The sequence below is a fragment of the Pseudomonas sp. GD03842 genome, from assembly GCF_029841165.1.
GTDB lineage: Bacteria > Pseudomonadota > Gammaproteobacteria > Pseudomonadales > Pseudomonadaceae > Aquipseudomonas.
Genome location: NZ_JAOCEA010000005.1, coordinates 130,842 through 150,174, shown reverse-complemented (window position 1 = coordinate 150,174; position 19,333 = coordinate 130,842). Strand labels below are relative to the sequence as shown.

At 60.8% G+C, this 19,333-nt stretch carries 15 protein-coding genes; 14 read left to right on the top strand and 1 reads right to left on the bottom strand.

Annotation, left to right across the window (positions count from 1 at the left end):
- Nucleotides 1-345 precede the first annotated feature (345 nt).
- The 13 genes from N5D61_RS09330 (at nt 346) to yccS (ending at nt 17,854) form a co-directional block, all read left to right on the top strand.
- Nucleotides 346-1,293 carry a choline ABC transporter substrate-binding protein gene (locus N5D61_RS09330; protein WP_108237370.1) on the top strand — a complete coding sequence of 316 codons (948 nt, stop codon included), beginning with the start codon at nt 346-348 and terminating at the stop codon, nt 1,291-1,293.
- A 64-nt stretch (nt 1,294-1,357) separates the two neighbouring features.
- Nucleotides 1,358-2,206, top strand: coding sequence for a choline ABC transporter permease subunit (choW, locus tag N5D61_RS09325; protein WP_177411040.1), 849 nt, complete (start codon nt 1,358-1,360; stop codon nt 2,204-2,206).
- Entirely contained in the window at nt 2,203-3,384 is a 1,182-nt protein-coding gene (gene choV / locus N5D61_RS09320; RefSeq protein WP_108237372.1) for a choline ABC transporter ATP-binding protein, read from the top strand. Before choW ends, choV begins: the two co-directional genes overlap by 4 nt.
- A 292-nt stretch (nt 3,385-3,676) precedes the next feature.
- On the top strand, nt 3,677-4,270 hold the full coding sequence (gene betI, locus N5D61_RS09315) for a transcriptional regulator BetI (protein ID WP_108237373.1): 594 nt from the start codon (nt 3,677-3,679) through the stop codon (nt 4,268-4,270).
- 76 nt (nt 4,271-4,346) lie between these two features.
- Nucleotides 4,347-5,819, top strand: coding sequence for a betaine-aldehyde dehydrogenase (gene betB, locus N5D61_RS09310; RefSeq protein WP_108237374.1), 1,473 nt, complete (start codon nt 4,347-4,349; stop codon nt 5,817-5,819).
- A 150-nt stretch (nt 5,820-5,969) separates the two neighbouring features.
- Nucleotides 5,970-7,661: a choline dehydrogenase gene (gene betA, locus N5D61_RS09305; RefSeq protein WP_279892225.1), complete on the top strand. Its 1,692-nt coding sequence runs from the start codon at nt 5,970-5,972 to the stop codon at nt 7,659-7,661.
- A gap of 111 nt (nt 7,662-7,772) precedes the next feature.
- Nucleotides 7,773-7,895: a hypothetical protein gene (locus N5D61_RS09300; protein WP_279892224.1), complete on the top strand. Its 123-nt coding sequence runs from the start codon at nt 7,773-7,775 to the stop codon at nt 7,893-7,895.
- Between the two features lie 196 nt (nt 7,896-8,091).
- A complete protein-coding gene (locus N5D61_RS09295) occupies nt 8,092-9,534 on the top strand; it encodes a TldD/PmbA family protein (RefSeq protein WP_279892223.1) in 1,443 nt (480 codons plus the stop codon).
- Entirely contained in the window at nt 9,534-10,859 is a 1,326-nt protein-coding gene (locus N5D61_RS09290) for a metallopeptidase TldD-related protein (protein ID WP_279892222.1), read from the top strand. Before N5D61_RS09295 ends, N5D61_RS09290 begins: the two co-directional genes overlap by 1 nt.
- A gap of 146 nt (nt 10,860-11,005) precedes the next feature.
- The gene (gene mdtD, locus N5D61_RS09285; protein WP_279892221.1) at nt 11,006-12,448 is read left to right on the top strand and encodes a multidrug transporter subunit MdtD; all 1,443 of its coding nucleotides are present in this window, start codon (nt 11,006-11,008) and stop codon (nt 12,446-12,448) included.
- Between the two features lie 357 nt (nt 12,449-12,805).
- Entirely contained in the window at nt 12,806-14,185 is a 1,380-nt protein-coding gene (gene dbpA, locus N5D61_RS09280) for an ATP-dependent RNA helicase DbpA (RefSeq protein ID WP_108237378.1), read from the top strand.
- Nucleotides 14,186-14,321: 136 nt separating this feature from the next.
- Entirely contained in the window at nt 14,322-15,500 is a 1,179-nt protein-coding gene (locus N5D61_RS09275) for an NAD(P)/FAD-dependent oxidoreductase (RefSeq protein WP_279892220.1), read from the top strand.
- A gap of 143 nt (nt 15,501-15,643) precedes the next feature.
- Nucleotides 15,644-17,854 (top strand): YccS family putative transporter, encoded by a 2,211-nt coding sequence (gene yccS, locus N5D61_RS09270; RefSeq protein WP_279892218.1) that lies wholly within the window; start codon nt 15,644-15,646, stop codon nt 17,852-17,854.
- Here the strand turns inward: yccS and N5D61_RS09265 are convergent.
- Nucleotides 17,835-18,572, bottom strand: a complete 738-nt coding sequence (locus N5D61_RS09265; RefSeq protein ID WP_279892217.1) for a transporter substrate-binding domain-containing protein — start codon at nt 18,570-18,572, stop codon at nt 17,835-17,837. The two genes, yccS and N5D61_RS09265, sit on opposite strands and share 20 nt — an antisense overlap.
- A 297-nt stretch (nt 18,573-18,869) precedes the next feature.
- Between N5D61_RS09265 and N5D61_RS09260 the strand changes: the two genes are divergently transcribed.
- A complete protein-coding gene (locus tag N5D61_RS09260; RefSeq protein WP_108237382.1) occupies nt 18,870-19,328 on the top strand; it encodes a GNAT family N-acetyltransferase in 459 nt (152 codons plus the stop codon).
- The last annotated feature ends 5 nt before the right edge of the window (nt 19,329-19,333 follow it).

Here is a 19,333-nt window from a genome sequence, read left to right as displayed (position 1 = left end):
GGCGTCTCACACCGACTCACTCTTGTCCACGAACGCCGTGATAAGCAGGTACCCACGCCCCCGAAGCAGCGCCACCGATTTCGACACTTTTTGCCGCTTTGACACTCGAAAACCGGTCGGCGGGTGGGGAAAAAAGCTGTAAGCGACGTCACCGACACTGGATACGACCCCCTCTGTACTGGTTACGACGCACCCTGTAGGCGTTTGTTTTTCCCTGTTACATGATCGTTAGCGACTCAATCGCCATACGCAGTGATAGAGCTGTTTTCCTACTTGACTCGCCGACACCAGAAAACGCGTCAGCTTCGCCTGATGCCGAGAAGAAAACACCTAAGGAGTCCAACCATGAAAGGTTCACATAAGCTGTTGCTGGGCGTTGCGCTGAGTCTGCCACTGGTAGCGCAGGCCGCGGAGCCCGCCGCTTGCCAGACCGTCAATTTCTCCGATGTGGGCTGGACCGACATCACGGCTACCACCGCCGTGACCAGCGTGGTGCTGCAGTCGCTGGGCTACAAGACCAAAACCACCATGATTTCCGTGCCCGTGACCTATAAATCACTGGCCGATGGCAAGAATATGGACGTGTTCCTCGGCAACTGGATGCCGACCATGGAAAACGACATCAAGGCTTACCGCGACGCCGGAACCGTGGAAACCGTGCGCGCCAACCTTGAAAACGCCAAGTACACCCTCGCCGTACCTCAAGCCCTTTATGACAAAGGCCTGCACGACTTCGCGGACATCGTCAAATTCAAGAAGGAGCTGGACGGCAAGATCTATGGCATCGAGCCAGGCAACGACGGCAACCGATTGATTCAGAGCATGATCGACAAGAACGCCTTCGGCCTGAAAGACGCCGGGTTCAAAGTCGTCGAATCCAGCGAAGCGGGCATGCTTTCGCAAGTGGATCGCGCCTCCAAACGTGGAACGGATGTCGTGTTCCTGGGTTGGGAACCGCACCCAATGAACACGCGCTTCAAGATCCAATACCTGACCGGTGGCGATGACTATTTCGGTCCGAACTTTGGTCAGGCGACCGTTTACACCAACGTGCGCAAGGGCTACACCAGCGAATGCGCCAACGTCGGCCAACTGCTGAAGAACCTCTCGTTCACCCTGCCGATGGAGAGCGGCCTGATGGGCAACATCCTCGACGACAAAATGAAGCCTGAAGCCGCCGCCAAGGCATGGCTGAAGAAGAACCCGCAAATTCTCGACACCTGGCTGGCGGGTGTCACCACAGTGGACGGTAAGCCTGGCCTGGACGCCGCTAAAGCCGAGCTGACGAAGTAACTCGACAGGCAGGCGGGTTCGCCCGCCTGTTGTCCTCTTTTCATCCCGCACGCGGACAATCGATATCATGCTGACTGATCATAAAATCCCCCTGGGCGAGTACATTGCCGGTTTTGTCGAATGGCTGACGCAGCACGGCGCCAGCACCTTCGACGCCATCGCCTCGAGTCTCGAATCCATGATCCATGGACTGACCGCTGGTCTGACCTGGTTCAACCCATTCGTTCTGATCGGCCTGATTGCTCTGCTTGCTCACTACATCCAACGCAAGTGGGGGCTGACCGCCTTCGTCGTGGCCTCTTTTCTGCTGATCCTCAACCTGGGTTACTGGCAGGAAACGATGGAAACCCTGGCGCAAGTGCTGTTCGCGACCCTCGTGTGCGTCGTGATCGGCGTCCCACTGGGGATCGTCGCCGCGCACAAACCCTGGTTCTACACCGCCATGCGACCGATCCTCGACCTCATGCAGACGGTCCCGACGTTCGTTTACCTGATTCCAACCCTGACTCTTTTCGGACTGGGCGTCGTGCCGGGTCTGATTTCGACGGTCGTGTTCGCGATTGCCGCGCCTATCCGTCTGACGTATCTGGGCATCTGCGATGTCCCGCAGGAACTCCTCGACGCTGGTAAGGCCTTCGGCTGCTCCCGCCGTCAATTACTGTCCCGTATCGAACTGCCCCACGCCATGCCAAGCATCGCGGCCGGTATCACCCAGTGCATCATGCTGTCGTTGTCGATGGTGGTGATCGCCGCACTGGTGGGTGCCGACGGCCTGGGCAAACCCGTGGTCAACGCACTGAACACTGCTGATATCGCCCTGGGCTTCGAAGCAGGCCTGGCGATCGTATTGCTGGCGATCATGCTCGACCGTATCTGCAAACAACCCGACGCTAAAGTGAGGGCCGACGCATGAGCATCATCAAATTCGACCAGGTAGACGTCGTCTTCTCCAAAGACCCGCGCGAGGCTCTCAAGCTGCTGGATCAGGGCCTTGCGCGGCCAGAAATCCTGAAGAAAACCGGCCAGATCGTCGGCGTCGAAAAAGCCAGCCTGGAAATCAACAAAGGCGAAATCTGCGTGCTGATGGGGTTGTCCGGCTCGGGCAAGTCCAGCCTGCTGCGCTGCATCAACGGGCTGAACACGGTCAGCCGCGGGTCGCTGTTCGTCGAGCACGAAGGCAAGCAGATCAACATCGCCAACTGTTCGGCGGCCGAATTGAAAATGATGCGTACCAAGCGCATCGCGATGGTGTTTCAAAAGTTCGCGTTGATGCCCTGGCTGACGGTTCGCGAGAACATCAGTTTCGGTCTGGAAATGCAGGGGCGCCCCGAGAAAGAACGCCGTCAGTTGGTGGACGAAAAACTCGAACTGGTGGGCCTGACCCAATGGCGCAACAAGAAGCCAGACGAACTGTCGGGCGGTATGCAGCAACGCGTGGGCCTGGCGCGCGCGCTGGCGATGGATGCCGACATTCTGCTGATGGACGAACCCTTCTCGGCACTCGATCCGCTGATCCGCCAGGGCTTGCAGGATGAACTGCTGGTTCTGCAGAAAAAACTGCACAAGACCATCGTGTTCGTGAGTCACGACCTGGACGAAGCCCTCAAGCTCGGTACTCGAATCGCGATCATGAAAGACGGCAAGATCATTCAGTACAGCGTGCCGGAAGAAATCGTGCTCAACCCGGCGGACGAATATGTGCGCACCTTCGTTGCCCACACCAACCCGCTGAACGTACTGTGCGGCCGCAGCCTGATGCGCTCGATCAATGACTGCACCCGCATCAACGGCTCCCAGGTATGCCTGGACCCGGGCGACGATTCCTGGATCGACCTGGCCGAAGGCAACACCATCAAAGGCCTGCGTCAGCATGGCACGGCGGTGGACCTGCAGAGCTGGGAGCCAGGTCAATCGGTTGAAAACCTTGGCCGCAAGCCCACCGTCGTGCACTCCAACATCGGCATGCGCGATGCCCTGCAAATTCGTTATCACACTGGCAACAAGCTGGTGCTGCAAGAGAATAACCAGTTGGTCGGCATCCTCGGCGACAGCGAGCTTTACCACGCACTGCTGGGCAAGAACCACGGTTAAGTCAGGTGATCGTTCCCACGCCCCGCGCGGGAACGCATTCCGGGACGCTCTGCGCCCCATGGGGTGACGCGGAGCGTCAAGCACGGCATTCCCACGCGGAGCGTGGGAACGATCATCGATCGCGGGCGAGCGCGCTCCTACAGAGTGTCGATCTAAGGCTCTAGAACGGGGATATTCGCGTTTTTTTCGCACGCCCATCGTTTTTTGTTGTTTGAACGTTCAATCAAAAAGCAATAGACTGGAGCCCGTTTTCAGTCATTCACGATCACCCGGCGAGCCAAGGAGACGCGAGATGCCCAAGGTCGGTATGCAACCCATTCGGCGGCAACAACTGATCCAAGCCACCCTGACGGCGGTGGATCAGGTCGGGATGGGCGAGGCTAGCATTTCGGTGATTGCCAAACTGGCCGGGGTCTCCAACGGCATCATCAGTCATTACTTTCAGGACAAGAACGGTCTGATCGCAGCCACCATGCGCCACCTGATGAACGCGCTGATCGTCAACGTTGCCGAGCGCCGTCAGGCGCTGACTGACGACAGCCCGCGAGCGCACCTGAAAGTGATCATCGAGGGCAACTTCGATGCCAGCCAGGTGAATGGCCCAGCGATGAAAACCTGGCTGGCCTTCTGGGCCACCAGCATGCATTCGCCTTCGCTGCACCGACTGCAGCGCATCAACGATCACCGCTTGTATTCGAACCTGTGTTGCCAGTTCCGCCGCGTCTTGACGCTGGACGACGCCCGTACCGCCGCCCGAGGGCTGGCAGCGTTGATCGACGGCCTGTGGCTGCGTGGCGCGCTTTCGGGAGACGCCTTCGATACCGAGCAGGCTCAGCAGATCGCCTTCGAATACATGGATTTGCAACTGGCGAAAGCGGTGGGCTGAGACCGCCGCCGAACACTGACCGGCACGGTGCGCCCTGCAACGGTCCACGCCAATCACCGATAAACGAGAGGACACTATGGCCCGTTTCGAATTGCAAAAACTCTACATTGACGGTGGTTACGTCGACGCCAGCAGCGACGCGACGTTCGAAGCCATCAACCCGGCTAACGGCGAAGTGCTCGCCCTCGTCCAGCGGGCCTCTCAGGCCGATGTCGAACGCGCGGTAACCAGCGCCGAAAAGGGCCAGAAAATCTGGGCTGCGATGACCGCCATGGAGCGATCGCGCATTCTGCGTCGGGCCGTCGATATTCTGCGCGAGCGCAACGACGAGTTGGCAGAGCTGGAAACCCTCGACACGGGCAAGGCGATTTCCGAAACCAAATACGTCGACATCGTCACCGGTGCGGATGTACTGGAGTATTACGCTGGCCTGGTCCCGGCCATCGAAGGCGAACAGATCCCGCTGCGGTCGTCGTCCTTCGTCTATACCCGCCGCGAACCGCTGGGTGTGACCGTCGGCATCGGCGCCTGGAACTACCCGATCCAGATCGCGCTGTGGAAGTCCGCCCCTGCGCTGGCAGCCGGGAATGCGATGATCTTCAAGCCCAGTGAAGTCACCTCGCTGACGACCCTCAAACTGGCAGAAATCTACACCGAGGCGGGCGTGCCCGATGGCGTGTTCAACGTGCTGACCGGCAGCGGTCGCGAGGTCGGCACCTGGCTGACCGAGCACCCTCGCATCGAGAAAGTCTCGTTCACCGGCGGTACCGACACTGGCAAAAAAGTCATGGCCAGTGCGTCCAGTTCGTCGCTCAAAGAGGTGACCATGGAGCTGGGCGGCAAGTCGCCGCTGATCATCTGCGACGACGCCGATCTGGACCGGGCCGCTGACATCGCGATGATGGCCAACTTCTACAGCTCGGGTCAGGTCTGCACCAACGGCACCCGGGTATTCGTGCCGAGCGCGTTGAAAACCGCATTCGAGGCGAAGATCGTCGAACGCGTGAAGCGCATTCGCGCAGGCAACCCGCAGGATGACAACACCAATTTCGGCCCCCTGGTCAGCTTCGCTCACATGGAAAGCGTGTTGGGCTACATCGCCAAGGGCAAGGAACAGGGTGCGCGTCTGTTGATCGGCGGCGAACGCCTCACCGAGGGCGACTTCGCCAAAGGTGCCTTCGTGGCACCGACCGTGTTCACCGACTGCACGGATGACATGGTCATCGTCCAGGAGGAAATCTTCGGCCCGGTGATGAGCATCCTCAGCTATGAGACCGAGGAAGAAGTGATCCGCCGCGCCAACGACACCGAATTCGGCCTGGCTGCCGGGATCGTCACCCGCGATCTGAATCGCGCCCATCGCGTGATCCATCAATTGGAAGCAGGGATCTGCTGGATCAACGCCTGGGGCGAGTCCGACGCCAAGATGCCGGTCGGTGGCTACAAGCAATCGGGCGTGGGCCGCGAGAACGGGATCAGTTCGTTGGCGCAGTACACGCGATTGAAGTCTGTCCAGGTTGAATTGGGCGAATACAGCTCGGTGTTCTAAGGCCACCGTTCAGCTTCAAGCGGCAAGCTTCAAGAAAGATCACAAGCAGATCGAGTTTGCCGCTCCCTCTATCAATCTGGCAGGCGCCGCCTCGCTGCTTTTTCTTGCAGCTTGAAGCTTGCGCTTGCAGCTCCCCGAAGGAGGAATATCTTGGAATACGATTACATCATCGTAGGCGCCGGTTCCGCCGGTAACACACTGGCCGCGCGTCTGACCGAAGACCCCGGCGTCACGGTGCTTCTGCTGGAAGCCGGCGGGCCTGACTATCGCGCGGATTTCCGGACCCAGATGCCCGCGGCCCTCGCCTTCCCGCTCCAAGGCCGCCGGTACAACTGGGCCTACGAAACCGACCCGGAACCGCACATGAACAACCGCCGGATGGAGTGCGGCCGCGGCAAGGGGTTGGGTGGATCGTCCTTGATCAACGGCATGTGCTACATCCGCGGCAATGCCATGGACTACGACGGTTGGGCGAAGCTGCCTGGCCTGGAAGACTGGACCTACCTGGACTGTCTGCCGTATTTCCGCAAGGCCGAGACCCGCGACATCGGCCCCAACGACTATCACGGGGGCGACGGTCCGGTCAGCGTGACGACGCCCAAGGCGGGGAACAACCCGCTGTTCCACGCGATGGTCGAGGCCGGGGTTCAAGCCGGCTATCCGCGTACCGACGACCTCAACGGCTATCAACAGGAAGGTTTCGGCCCGATGGATCGCACGGTGACCCCCCATGGGCGTCGCGCCAGCACCGCGCGCGGTTACCTGGATGTCGCCAAGCAGCGTAATACGCTGACAATTGTCACCCATGCCCTGGCCGATCGCATCCTGTTCGACGGCAAGCGCGCCGTGGGCGTGACCTATCTGGTAGGCAACAGCGACACCCGCATCGAAGCGCGTGCACGTAAGGAAGTGATCGTCAGCAGCGGTGCGATTGCCTCGCCACAACTGTTGCAACGCTCGGGTGTGGGCCCTGCCGAATTACTGAAGAAACTCGACATTCCTGTGGTGCACGACTTGCCGGGCGTGGGCGAAAACCTTCAGGACCACCTGGAGATGTACCTGCAATACGCTTGCAAGGAACCCGTCTCGCTCTACCCGTCGCTGCTGTGGTGGAACCAGCCGGCAATCGGGGCGAAGTGGATGTTCCTCGGCAAAGGCATTGGCGCCAGCAACCAGTTCGAGGCCGGCGGTTTCATCCGCAGCCGAGAGGAGTTCGAGTGGCCGAACATTCAATACCACTTCCTGCCGGTGGCGATTAACTACAACGGCAGCAACGGCGTCAAAGAACACGGCTTCCAGGCTCATGTGGGGTCGATGCGTTCGCCAAGCCGTGGCCGGGTGCAACTGAAGTCGAAGGACCCCCGGCAACATCCGAGCATTCTGTTCAACTACATGGCCACCGAACAGGACTGGCAGGAGTTTCGCGACGGCATTCGCTTGACCCGCGAAATCATGGCTCAGCCCGCGCTGGACAAATACCGCGGTCGCGAAATCAGCCCGGGCATCGAGGTGCAGACGGACGAGCAGTTGGACGCCTTCGTGCGCGAACACGCCGAGACAGCCTTTCACCCTTCGTGCTCGTGCAAGATGGGCACCGACGACATGGCCGTGGTCGATAGCCAGGGTCGCGTTCACGGTATGCAGGGTCTGCGAGTGGTCGATGCCTCGATCATGCCGATCATCACGACCGGCAACCTCAACGCGCCGACCATCATGATGGCCGAGAAGATCGCCGACAACATTCGCGGTCGTCAGCCTCTGCCGCGCAGCACGGCCACCTACTACGTGGCCGGCGATGCGCCGGTGCGGGGCAAGCCGATGCGGGAGATCCACACCGCTTGATCCCGTAGGAGCGCGCTTGCCCGCGACAGCGTCGGGTCAGTTGACACCGCAGTGCCTGGCAGTGCGCAGTCGCGGGCAAGCGCGCTCCTACGGGGTCGGCGCAGTCGAGGTGTGGGCGTTCCTCCCCCCGCCGTTCGCGGTCGTCAGCCTCTGCCGCGCAGCACCGCCACCTACTACGTGGCCGGCGATGTGCCGGGGCGGGGCAAGCCGATGCGGGAGATCCACACCGGCTGATCCCTTGTAGGAGCGCGCTTGCCCGCGATGGCATCGGGTCAGTTGACACCGCAGTGCCTGGCAGTGCGCAGTCGCGGGCAAGCGCACTCCTACGGGGTCGGCGCAGTCGATATATGGCGTTCCTCCCCCGCCACAGAGCCCTTCCGCGCTATGATTCGGTCCGTTGCCCGCCCGAATCGCCGAGGAGCTTCCCTGCATGTTCGACTTCTCCGCTCAACTCAAGCAGCGCTTCGCCGCCTTGCAGAGCCGTGCTCAATTCTTTTCACTGCGCTACGTCAAGCAGACCAGCCAGCAGCTGTCCGTGCGCAAGAATGTTCCCGAACCCCCGCACCTGAGCACAGACGAAGGTGCAATGCTGACCGTGCGCATCGACGGCGTCGAAGCCTATGCCGCGACCAACGACCTCTCCCCGCGCGGGTTGCAAACGGCTCTGGAGCGAGCGGAACGTCAAGCCAGACTGCTGGCGCCGCATGCGCTGCTGGACTTGCGCGACCACGCCGTCGCCACCGGCCGAGCCGATTACCTGTCGCCGAACCTGGACAAGGCGTTTCCCTCGTTGAGCGATTGCTATGCCCTGCTCGGCCACGAGTCCGCCGCGGTACCTGAGGATGCCCGACTGGTGAACTGGCACGTCACCCTCGGCCTGGAAAACGTCGAGCAGATTTACCTCAACAGCGCGGGTGCGGAAATTCGCCAGGCTCAACGGTATGTGTTCCCTGGGCTGAGTGTGACGGCTTACGACGGCCGCGACAGTCAAACCCGCAGCCTGGGTCGCGAAAACTTCGGCCAGCAGGGCGGTGCCGAGGTCATCGCTTCTTGCGGAATCATCGGCGCGGCTCCGCTTGTCGCCGACCAGGCCCTGCAACTGCTCATGGCGCCGAACACGCCCACCGGCCCGCGCGATCTGTTGCTCACCCCCGATCAGATGATCCTGCAGATTCACGAGTCCATCGGGCATCCGTTGGAGTTGGACCGCATTCTGGGGGACGAGCGTAACTACGCGGGCACCAGCTTCGTCAAAACCCATGATTTCGGGCACCTGCAATACGGCTCGCCGCTGCTCAACGTCACCTTCGATCCGAACATCCCTCACCAACTGGCCAGCTATGGGTTCGACGACGACGGCACCCAGGCAAGCAAGGCGTTTCTGATCAAGGACGGCATTCTCGAGCGTCCGCTGGGTGGCGCCCTTTCGCAGTACCGCAGCGGTATGGAAGGGGTCGCCAACAGCCGAGCGTGCAGTTGGAACCGAGCGCCGATCGACCGCATGGCGAATCTCAACATCGAGCCTGGCGACAAGACGATGGCACAACTGATTGGTGGCATCGAGCGCGGCATTCTGATGAGCACCAATCGTTCGTGGTCGATCGACGATGCGCGCAACAAATTCCAGTTCGGTTGCGAGTGGGGCCAGTTGATCGAAAACGGCGAGCTCAAGGGCGTGGTGAAAAATCCGAATTACCGGGCAGTCTCCGCGCAGTTCTGGCGCAGCCTGAACGCGGTAGGGGACGCCAGCACCTTCAAGGTGCTCGGTACGCCGAATTGCGGCAAGGGGGAGCCCAATCAGGTGGTGCGCGTCGGCCATGCTTCGCCCGCGTGCGTATTTGCCAACGTCGACGTTTTCGGAGGTGACGCCTGATGGCCCATCAAGCTCGGTTCAAAGCACTGGTCGATTGGCTGCACAGCGCGATCACGCCACAGGAAGGCTTTACCCTCGCCTACAACGCCGAAGCATCGGACTTCATCCGCTTCAACCACGCCAAGGTGCGCCAGGCCGGCCACGTGCAACAGGCCAGCCTGACATTCAAACTGATCGAAAACGGCCGCCACGCCGACCTCAGCCTGACGCTGTCGGGCGACGAGGCGGTGGACCGCGAGCGTTTGAGCGACGCGCTGCAACATCTGCGTGGGACCTTGCCATTGCTTCCACCAGACCCCTACTTGCTGCTCAATGATCAGGTCTGGCAGAGCACCCATGTTCAAGAACGGCCGCTACCTGCCAGTGAGCAGGTCGTCGAGCGGATTGCGCAACTGGGCGAAGGCCTTGATCTGGTGGGCATCTATGCAGCCGGACCGATCTATCGCGGCTTTGCCAGCGACAACGGCGCATTCGGCTGGCATCAGGCCAACAGCTTCAATTTCGACTGGAGCCTGTTTCACGCGAACGGCCAAGCGGTCAAAGCCAATTACGCCGGCGATGAGTGGAGCGACGAAGCCTTCGCCAAGCGCTTTGCGCTGGCCCGCGATCAACTGGCGTTTCTTGGACAACCCTCGCATGCGCTGGCGCCCGGTCAATATCGCGCCTACCTCGCACCGGCAGCGCTGGAGGAGATCATGGGCATGCTGTGCTGGGGCGGTTTCTCGGCGCAGTCGCTGGCCGACAAGCGCAGCCCGCTGCAACGGCTGTACGACGGTCAGGCGACGCTGAGTCCGCTGGTGAGCCTGAACGAACAGGTCACAGGCTCTCTGTCCCCGGCATTTTCCGGCGAAGGCTATCCCCGCTCGGACTTGGCTCTGGTGGTCGAGGGCGCTGCCAGGGATCGCCTCGTCGACTCGCGCAGCGCGGCCGAATATGGCCTGACCGCCAACGGTGCCGGAGGCGGAGAATCACCTGGTGCGTTGAGCCTGTCGGGCGGATCGCTTCTACAGGACGATGTGTTGAAAGCACTCGGCACTGGGCTGTACATCAGCAACCTGTGGTACCTGAACTTTTCGGACCGCACCGCCGGGAGAATCACCGGCATGACGCGCTTCGCGACGTTCTGGGTCGAGGACGGCAAGATCAAAGGGCCGGTCGACACCATGCGCTTCGACGACAGCATCTTCAGCCTGCTGGGCGACGCGCTGGAACAATTGACGCAAGAAAGGGAACTCAGCCTCTCGACGAGTACCTACAGTCAGCGTCAGACGGATTCCAGCCTGCTGCCGGGAGCGCTGGTGAGCAAGCTGACACTGACGTTGTGAATCCACGGCCAGTAGGCGCGCGCTTGCCCGCGATGGCGATGGCGTTGACACATTGAGCAGCAATGGCGTCTCACACGACGCTGTCGCGGGCAAGCGCGCGCCTACTGGCTGCATGACCTCAAAAAATATAAGGACCCACGACCCACATGCCCACCACCACCCCGCCACTGGACGCCAAAACCTTGCGCTGGATGCCTTGGGTCATCGCCATCGCCTTTTTCATGCAGAGTCTGGATGGCACGATTCTGAATACCGCGCTGCCGTCGATGGCCCATTCGCTCTCGGAAGACCCGTTGCGCATGCAGTCGGTGATCATCGCCTACATGCTGACGATCGCCCTGCTGATTCCGGCCTCCGGGTGGATTTCCGACCGATTCGGCATCAAGCGCATCTTTTTCAGCGCGATCCTGCTGTTCAGCTTTGGCTCATTGTTGTGCGCAGCGTCCAACTCATTGGGGATGCTGGTAGCGGCGCGGGTCATTCAGGGATTGGGCGGAGCGCTGATGATGCCGGTGGGTCGCTTGATTGTGTTGCGGGCTTACCCACGAACCGAACTGGTGCGCACCCTGGGCTTCATCACTACGCCTGCGCTGCTTGGCCCGCTGCTCGGCCCGACGGTAGGCGGCTGGCTGGTGGAATACCTGAGCTGGCACTGGATTTTTTTGATCAACATCCCGGTCGGCGTGATCGGGTGCTTCGCTGTTCGCAAATTCATTCCGGACTTGCAGGGAGGTGGCCGCACGCGCTTCGATCTGGTCGGCTTCGGCCTGTTCGGCGCCTCCATGGTGCTGATCACCATTGCTCTCGAAGGCTTGGGTGAATTGCACTTGCCCCATTTGCGCGTGGTCATGTTGCTGTTCGGCGGCATGGCTTGCCTGGCGGCTTACTGGCTGCGGGCCGGGCATGTCGAAGCGCCGCTGTTTTCGGCCTCGCTGTTTCGCACCCGCAGTTTTGCCGTGGGGATCATGGGCAATCTATTCGCGCGGTTGGGCAGCGGCGCACTGCCGTTTCTGGTGCCGCTGATGCTGCAGGTCGCCCTGGGCTATTCCCCTTCTCATGCTGGGATGAGCATGATTCCACTGGCGCTGGCCGCGATGACGGCCAAGCCTTTGGCCACCAAGCTGATTCCGCGCTTGGGCTACCGGGTCATCTTGACGGGCAACACGCTATTACTGGGGGCACTGCTGGCCAGCATGGCGCTGGTGGACGCCGAGACCCCTTACTGGATGCTGTTGATCCATCTGGCCCTGCTGGGTGGCGTGAACTCGTTGCAATTCTCGGCGATGAACGCCGTGACGCTGATCGACCTGGACGATGCCAGTGCCGCCAGTGGCAATAGCCTGCTTTCCGTGGTCGCACAGTTGTCGTTGAGCCTGGGTGTGGCGTGTGCCGCTGCATTGCTGGGCGGTTTCACGGACGACGTCGCCGCGGGGGAAGTGAGCAACGTGCTGGGGGCATTTCAACTGACATTCCTCTGCGTTGGGGTATTGGCAATGCTTGCGGCGTCGATATTCCTGCAGCTGTCGCCGCGCATGCCACCAGAAGCACCGCCGCGCAAGCCGCAGACCGAACCGGAAATAGAGGTCTGACGCCGAGCGGCCAAGGAACGCCCATCCGCTTATGGTGAAAACCGGGTGCAACGAAGCGCGACGGCCATGGACGGCGTGGGAGGAACGCCGATAGATCGACGGGTGCCAACCCTGTAGGAGCGCGCTTGCCCGCGACTCCTTACTGCCAGACGCTACGGTGTCAACTGACCCGACGCTTTCGCGGGCAAGCGCGCTTCTACGGGGAGCGGGCGGTGTGGATTTCCCGCATCGCCTTGCCCCGCACCGGCGCATCGCCAGCCACGTAGTAGGGCGCGTTCACCATTTATCGCCCGCCTACGCAAGGCGGGGCGCGTGACCTGATACACTGCGCGACATTTTGTTTTGCAGGCCACCCTTGTGACTAACACCGCGTTCAATTCACTGCCACTCTCCGCTGCCATGCTGGCTAACCTGGAGTCTCTCGGCTATGCCGAGATGACACCGATTCAAGCGCAGAGCCTGCCGGTGATCCTCAAGGGCATGGACCTGATCGCCCAAGCCAAGACCGGCTCCGGCAAGACCGCCGCATTCGGCATCGGCCTGCTCAACCCGATCAATCCGCGTTACTTCGGCTGCCAGGCGCTGGTCTTGTGCCCGACCCGTGAACTGGCCGATCAGGTGGCCAAGGAAATCCGCCGCCTGGCCCGCGCAGAGGACAACATCAAGGTATTGACCCTGTGCGGAGGTGTTGCTTTCGGCCCGCAGATCGGCTCACTGGAGCACGGCGCGCACATCATCGTCGGCACGCCAGGCCGTATTCAACAGCACTTGCGCAAGGGCTCGCTGGTGCTTGACGGGCTCAACACGCTGATCCTCGACGAAGCCGATCGCATGCTCGACATGGGCTTTTATGACGCCATCGAAGACATCATCCAACAGACGCCCGCACGCCGTCAGACGTTGCTGTTCTCGGCCACCTACCCGGTGGGCATCAAGCAACTGGCCTCCAAATTCATGCGCGACCCGCAGACCGTCAAGGTCGAGACCCTGCACGCAGACAGCCAGATCGAGCAGATCTTCTACGAAATCGCCCCAGAGCAACGTCTTGAAGCCGTCGTAAAAGTGCTCGATCACTTCCGGCCGCAGTCCTGCGTGGCTTTCTGCTTCACCAAGCAACAGGTGCAAGAGGTGGTCGATCACCTGACAGCCAAGGGCATGTCAGCGGTGGGGTTGCATGGCGATCTGGAGCAACGGGACCGCGATCAGGTGCTGGCAATGTTTGCCAACCGCAGCACGTCGGTGCTGGTCGCCACCGACGTGGCCGCTCGCGGCCTGGACATCGACGCGCTGGACATGGTGATCAACGTCGAGCTGGCGCGGGATTCGGAAATCCACATTCACCGCGTGGGCCGTACCGGTCGCGCCGGGGAAAAAGGGATCGCCGTCAGCCTCGTGGCGCCATCGGAAAGCCAACGGGCCCGCGCCATCGAAGAACTGCAGAAAGCGCCTCTCAATTGGCAACAGTACGATCAATTGAAGCGCTCGGAAGGTGGCAAGCTGCTGCCGCCGATGACCACCCTGTGCATTGGCTCGGGCCGCAAGGACAAACTGCGTCCTGGCGATATTCTGGGCGCGCTCACGGGAGAAGCGGGCATTCCCGGCACTCAGGTGGGCAAGATCGCGATCTTTGACTTTCAGGCGTATGTGGCCGTCGACCGCACCCTCGCCAAACAGGCGCTTGAGCGCCTGAACAAGGGCAAGATCAAAGGCAAGTCGTTGCGAGTTCGGATTTTGTAACAACGCCCACCCGCTCGTAGGAGCGCGCTTGCCCGCGAAATCGTCGGTAGATCCAACATCATTGGCGACTGAAACGCCCTGATCGCCGGCAAGCGCGCTCCTACAGTTTCAATTCTGTTTACCCGAGGACATCGTTTTGCCCGCAACAGACGTTTTGATCATCGGCGCCGGCGCCGCTGGCCTGATGTGCGCCGCCACCGCCGCCAACCGGGGCCGCAAGGTGATGCTGATCGACCACGCCAACAAGCCGGGCAAAAAAATCCTCATGTCGGGCGGCGGGCGCTGCAATTTCACCAACCTGTACACCGAGCCCGCCAACTTTCTTTCCCAGAACCCTCATTTCTGCAAATCGGCGCTGGCGCGCTACACCCAGTGGGACTTCATCGCGCTGGTCGCCAAGCATGGCGTGCCCTACCACGAGAAGAAGCTTGGGCAACTGTTTTGCGACAACAAGTCCAGCGACATCCTGAATCTTCTGTTGAAGGAGTGCGATGACGCGGGCGTGAGCCTGCACATGGACACGGCCGTGCAAACCATCGAGAAGACTGAGGCAGGCTATCGGCTGCTCACGACGCTGGGCACCGTTGAGTGCGCCTCACTGGTCATCGCCACCGGTGGCTTGTCCATCCCGACACTGGGTGCCACCGGGTTCGGCTATCAGGTGGGCAAGCAGTTCGGGCACACGCTGCTGCCCACCCGCGCAGGCTTGGTACCGTTCACCATCACCGATCAGTTGAAGGCGCTGTGCAGTGAGCTGTCGGGCACATCGGTGGACTGCCTCGTCAGTTGCAACGGCGCCAGCTTCCGCGAAAACATCCTGTTCACGCACCGGGGCTTGAGTGGCCCGGCGATCTTGCAGATTTCATCGTTCTGGCACCCGGGCGATGCCGTGGAGATCAACCTGCTGCCCGATCATGACGCCCATGACTGGCTGACCCAGCAACAGGCCGAGCGGCCCAACAGCGAGTTGAAGACCCTGCTGGGCGAACTATTCACTCGCAAGATGGCCAACCTGATCGCCGATCAGTGGTTCGTTTCCCGGCCGATGAAGCAATACACCCATGCTGAATTGACCGACATTGCCGACAGACTGGCGAGCTGGCAGGTCATTCCGGCGGGCACCGAGGGGTATCGCACGGCAGAAGTGACGCTCGGCGGCATCGATACGCGGGAAGTGTCCTCCAAGACCCTGGAATCATTGAAGTCGCCAGGGCTTTACTTCATCGGTGAAGTCCTCGACGTCAGCGGACACTTGGGTGGTTTCAACTTCCAATGGGCCTGGGCCTCGGCTTACGCAGCAGCGCAGTTCGTCTGATCGCCGCCTGGTCGCACTGACGTTTGCGCGACGGATCGCCGCACGGCTCGCGGAATAAATTTTGCTAACCGGATGTACAGCACGCATCCGGCGCTGTACATATCGTTCAGCAGATTCAGTCGCGAAAAAGGCCGTCCGCGTTCATGGCATCGAAATCGTTGCGCAACACCTTCCGCCGCCTGTGGGCGCTGGACAAGTTTTCCTACAGTGTGCGGGTATTCATCGCACTGACCGGCAGCATGGCGCTGTGCTGGTACCAAAATGAAATGTCGCTGGTCATCCCCCTCTTCCTGGGGATTATCGCCAGCGCGCTGTCCGAAACCGACGACAGCTGGCAAGGCCGACTCAATGCGTTGGCCGTGACGCTGGTGTGCTTCAGCATCGCGGCCCTGTCCGTAGAGCTGCTTTTCCCTTACCCGGTGCTGTTCATCTGCGCCTTCGCCCTTGCCGCGTTCTGCCTGACGATGCTCGGCGCGCTCGGAGAACGATACGGCGCGATTGCCTACGCGACACTGATTCTGTCGGTCTACACGATGATTGGGGTGGACCAGCGTGGCGGTGAAGTCACCGACTTCTGGCATGAACCGATGCTGCTGGTGGCGGGCGCGGCGTGGTATGGCCTGCTTTCCGTACTCTGGCAGATGTTGTTCTCCAACCAGCCTGTGCAACAAGCGTTGGCGCGCCTGTTTCGCGAGTTGGGCCTGTACCTGAAACTGAAGTCCGAACTGTTCGAGCCGATCCGCACCCTGGACGTCGAGGCCCGCCGACTGGAGCTGGCCAAACAGAACGGCAAGGTCGTCGCGGCGCTCAACGTCACCAAGGAAATCATCCTCAACCGGGTTGGCAGTGGCCGCCCGGGCTCGAAAGTCAGCCGTTATCTGAAACTGTACTTTCTGGCGCAGGACATCCATGAACGCGCCAGTTCGTCGCACTATCCCTATAACTCGTTGGCTGAGGCGTTTTTCCACAGCGACGTCCTGTTCCGCTGCCAGCGGCTGTTGCGCCAACAAGGCAATGCGTGCCGTGACCTCTCCGTGTCGATCCAGTTGCGCCAACCCTTCATCTACGACGACAGCTTCGCCCACGCCCTCGATGATCTGCGAGCGTCCCTGGAACACTTGCGCATCCAGAGCAATCCAGCGTGGCGCGGCTTGCTCCGCTCCCTGCGCGCACTGGCCCACAACCTCGGCACCCTGGATCGCCTGCTCAGCGATGCCAGCAATCCGGACGCACTCGCCGATGCTTCCGACAGCAGTCTTCTGGACCGCTCGCCACGCAACCTCAAAGATGTCTGGACGCGACTGCGCCTGCAACTGACGCCCACCTCGCTGCTGTTCCGTCATGCCCTGCGCCTGCCGTTGGCGCTGGTGGTGGGCTACCTGATGGTTCATCTGATTCACCCGTCCCAGGGTTACTGGATCATCCTGACGACGGTTTTCGTCTGCCAGCCGAGCTACGGCGCGACACGGCGCAAACTGGGGCAGCGTATCATCGGGACGGCCATCGGCCTGACCGTGGGGTGGATTCTGTTCGACCTGATTACCACGCCGATTCTGCAATCGATGTGCGCCGTGCTGGCAGGCGTTGTGTTCTTCGTCAACCGCACGACCCGATACACCTTGTCGACAGCGGCGATCACGGTGATGGTTCTGTTCTGCTTCAACCAGGTGGGCAACGGCTATGGGCTGTTCCTGCCGAGGCTGATGGACACCTTGCTGGGCAGTCTCATCGCAGGCTTGGCGGTGTTCCTGTTCCTGCCGGACTGGCAAGGCCGTCGCTTGAATAAAGTGCTGGCCAACACGCTGTCCTGCAACAGCATTTACCTGCGTCAGATCATGCAGCAATACGCCGCGGGCAAAAGCGACGATCTGGCTTACCGGCTGGCCCGACGCAACGCTCATAATGCCGATGCAGCGTTATCGACCACGCTGGCCAACATGCTGCTGGAGCCGGGTCACTTCCGCAAAGAGGCTGATGTAGGCTTCCGCTTTCTGGTGCTGTCCCACACCTTGTTGAGCTACCTGTCTGGCCTTGGCGCGCACCGCGAGACCCCATTACCGACCGAAGTACGCGAACACCTGATCGAGGGCGCGGGGGCGAATCTGGCGGCCAGTATCGACGAAATCGCGCAGTCCCTGGCGGCCCGTCAGCCGGTCGCGGTGCAAAGCGATGCCGAAGAGGCACTCGCGTCAGAACTGGAGCAGATGCCTGAGGAAATCGACGAAGGGCAGCGCCTGGTGCAGACCCAACTGGCGCTCATCTGCCGACAGCTCGGCCCGTTGCGCACCCTCGCTGCGCATCTGATCAAGGAACCGGAAAAGGACAGCGTTAACATCACAGACCGTGCAGCTTGAACAACCTGTCGTAGCTGCCGTCGGCCTTCATGGCGGCGATGGCCTTGTCGAAATCGGCGACGATCCGGGCATGGTCGGGGTTCTTCAGGCTGACCAGGATATGCAGGCTGTTCTCACTCAATGATTTGGACAGGAATTCGACGCTGTCCCGCACTTCCTCGGCCTCATGGCCCAAGGCAAAACGTGCGGCATATTCATCCTCCACCGTCAGATCCACCCGACCCGCTGCCAGCATCCGCGCCGCCGTCGAAAAACTCGCCACGGGAACCTTTTTCAAGCTGGCATCGCTATCGAACGCGGGTGAATAGGCGTAACTGCGCACCACCGCGATTGAATAAGGGTGCAGTTGTTGCAGGCTTTCGTATTGGATATCCGAGGTCTTGCGTTTGATGAACCGCAGCCGATTGATCATGTATGCCTCGGAGAACTCGCCAATCAATGTACGCTCATCGCTGTACCAAGCGTTGATCAGCACGTCGTAACGCCCTTCGCCGACACCGTGAATGGCTCGCGCCCAAGGCACTTGATCATACTCGACGGTGTAGCCGGCACGGGTCAGCGCGGTGCGCACAAGGTCGGTCGATAGGCCGCCGTTGAGCAGCGCGACGTCTGCATATGGCGCCCAAGCATCGCCCGCCATCCGCAAAGTCTGAGCCCACGCGCCGTGCGCGATCAGAAGCATTCCCAGCAAAGCCATGGCTCGAAGCAAACGCAGCATGCTCAAGATCCTTAGGCAGGTGGAGGCCTGCGATTTTTTCAGCGGCAAACGAGTGACACTGTGACATCCGTGAAGCGAGCAGCGGTTACAGGCCTCTTGAAAAGGCCATGGCAAGTGGCCTTCATTGAAGCCCGCCGAGCCGTTTTCCACAACATATAAGTCGCCAATCTCTGTGCAGCAGTTCAAGAAAATGACGCAATGTCCTGATTGCCGTCACACCTGCCTTGCCTCTATGGCTTTGGACTGAAGGCCATATGCGTTTAGTATCCGACAACGATTTTTTTGTGAGCCGGCTCCATGTCTATCAACTGGATTTGCAAACACCATACCGCCCTCAGCAAAGAGCAGTTGTACGCCATCCTGCAGTTGCGTGCGCAGGTGTTCGTCGTGGAGCAGAAGTGCTGGTACCTGGACGTCGACGGGCTGGACTTGCTAGGCGACACTCGCCATCTGATGGCATGGCAAAACGATGAGCTGGTGGCCTACCTGCGCCTATTGGACCCGATCCAGCAAGATGGGGATGTGACCATCGGTCGAGTGGTGACCGCCCCATCAATGCGCAACAAGGGCATGGGGCACGAACTAATGGTGCAGGCCCTGGAGCATGCCGAGCAAAACTGGCCCGACCAGCCCATTTACCTGTCTGCCCAGGCACACCTCCAGGGCTACTACAGTCGCTATGGCTTCATTCCAGTGGGCGAGGTGTATGTCGAGGACGGCATTCCTCATATCGGGATGCGAAGGGATCTGGACTGAGCGAC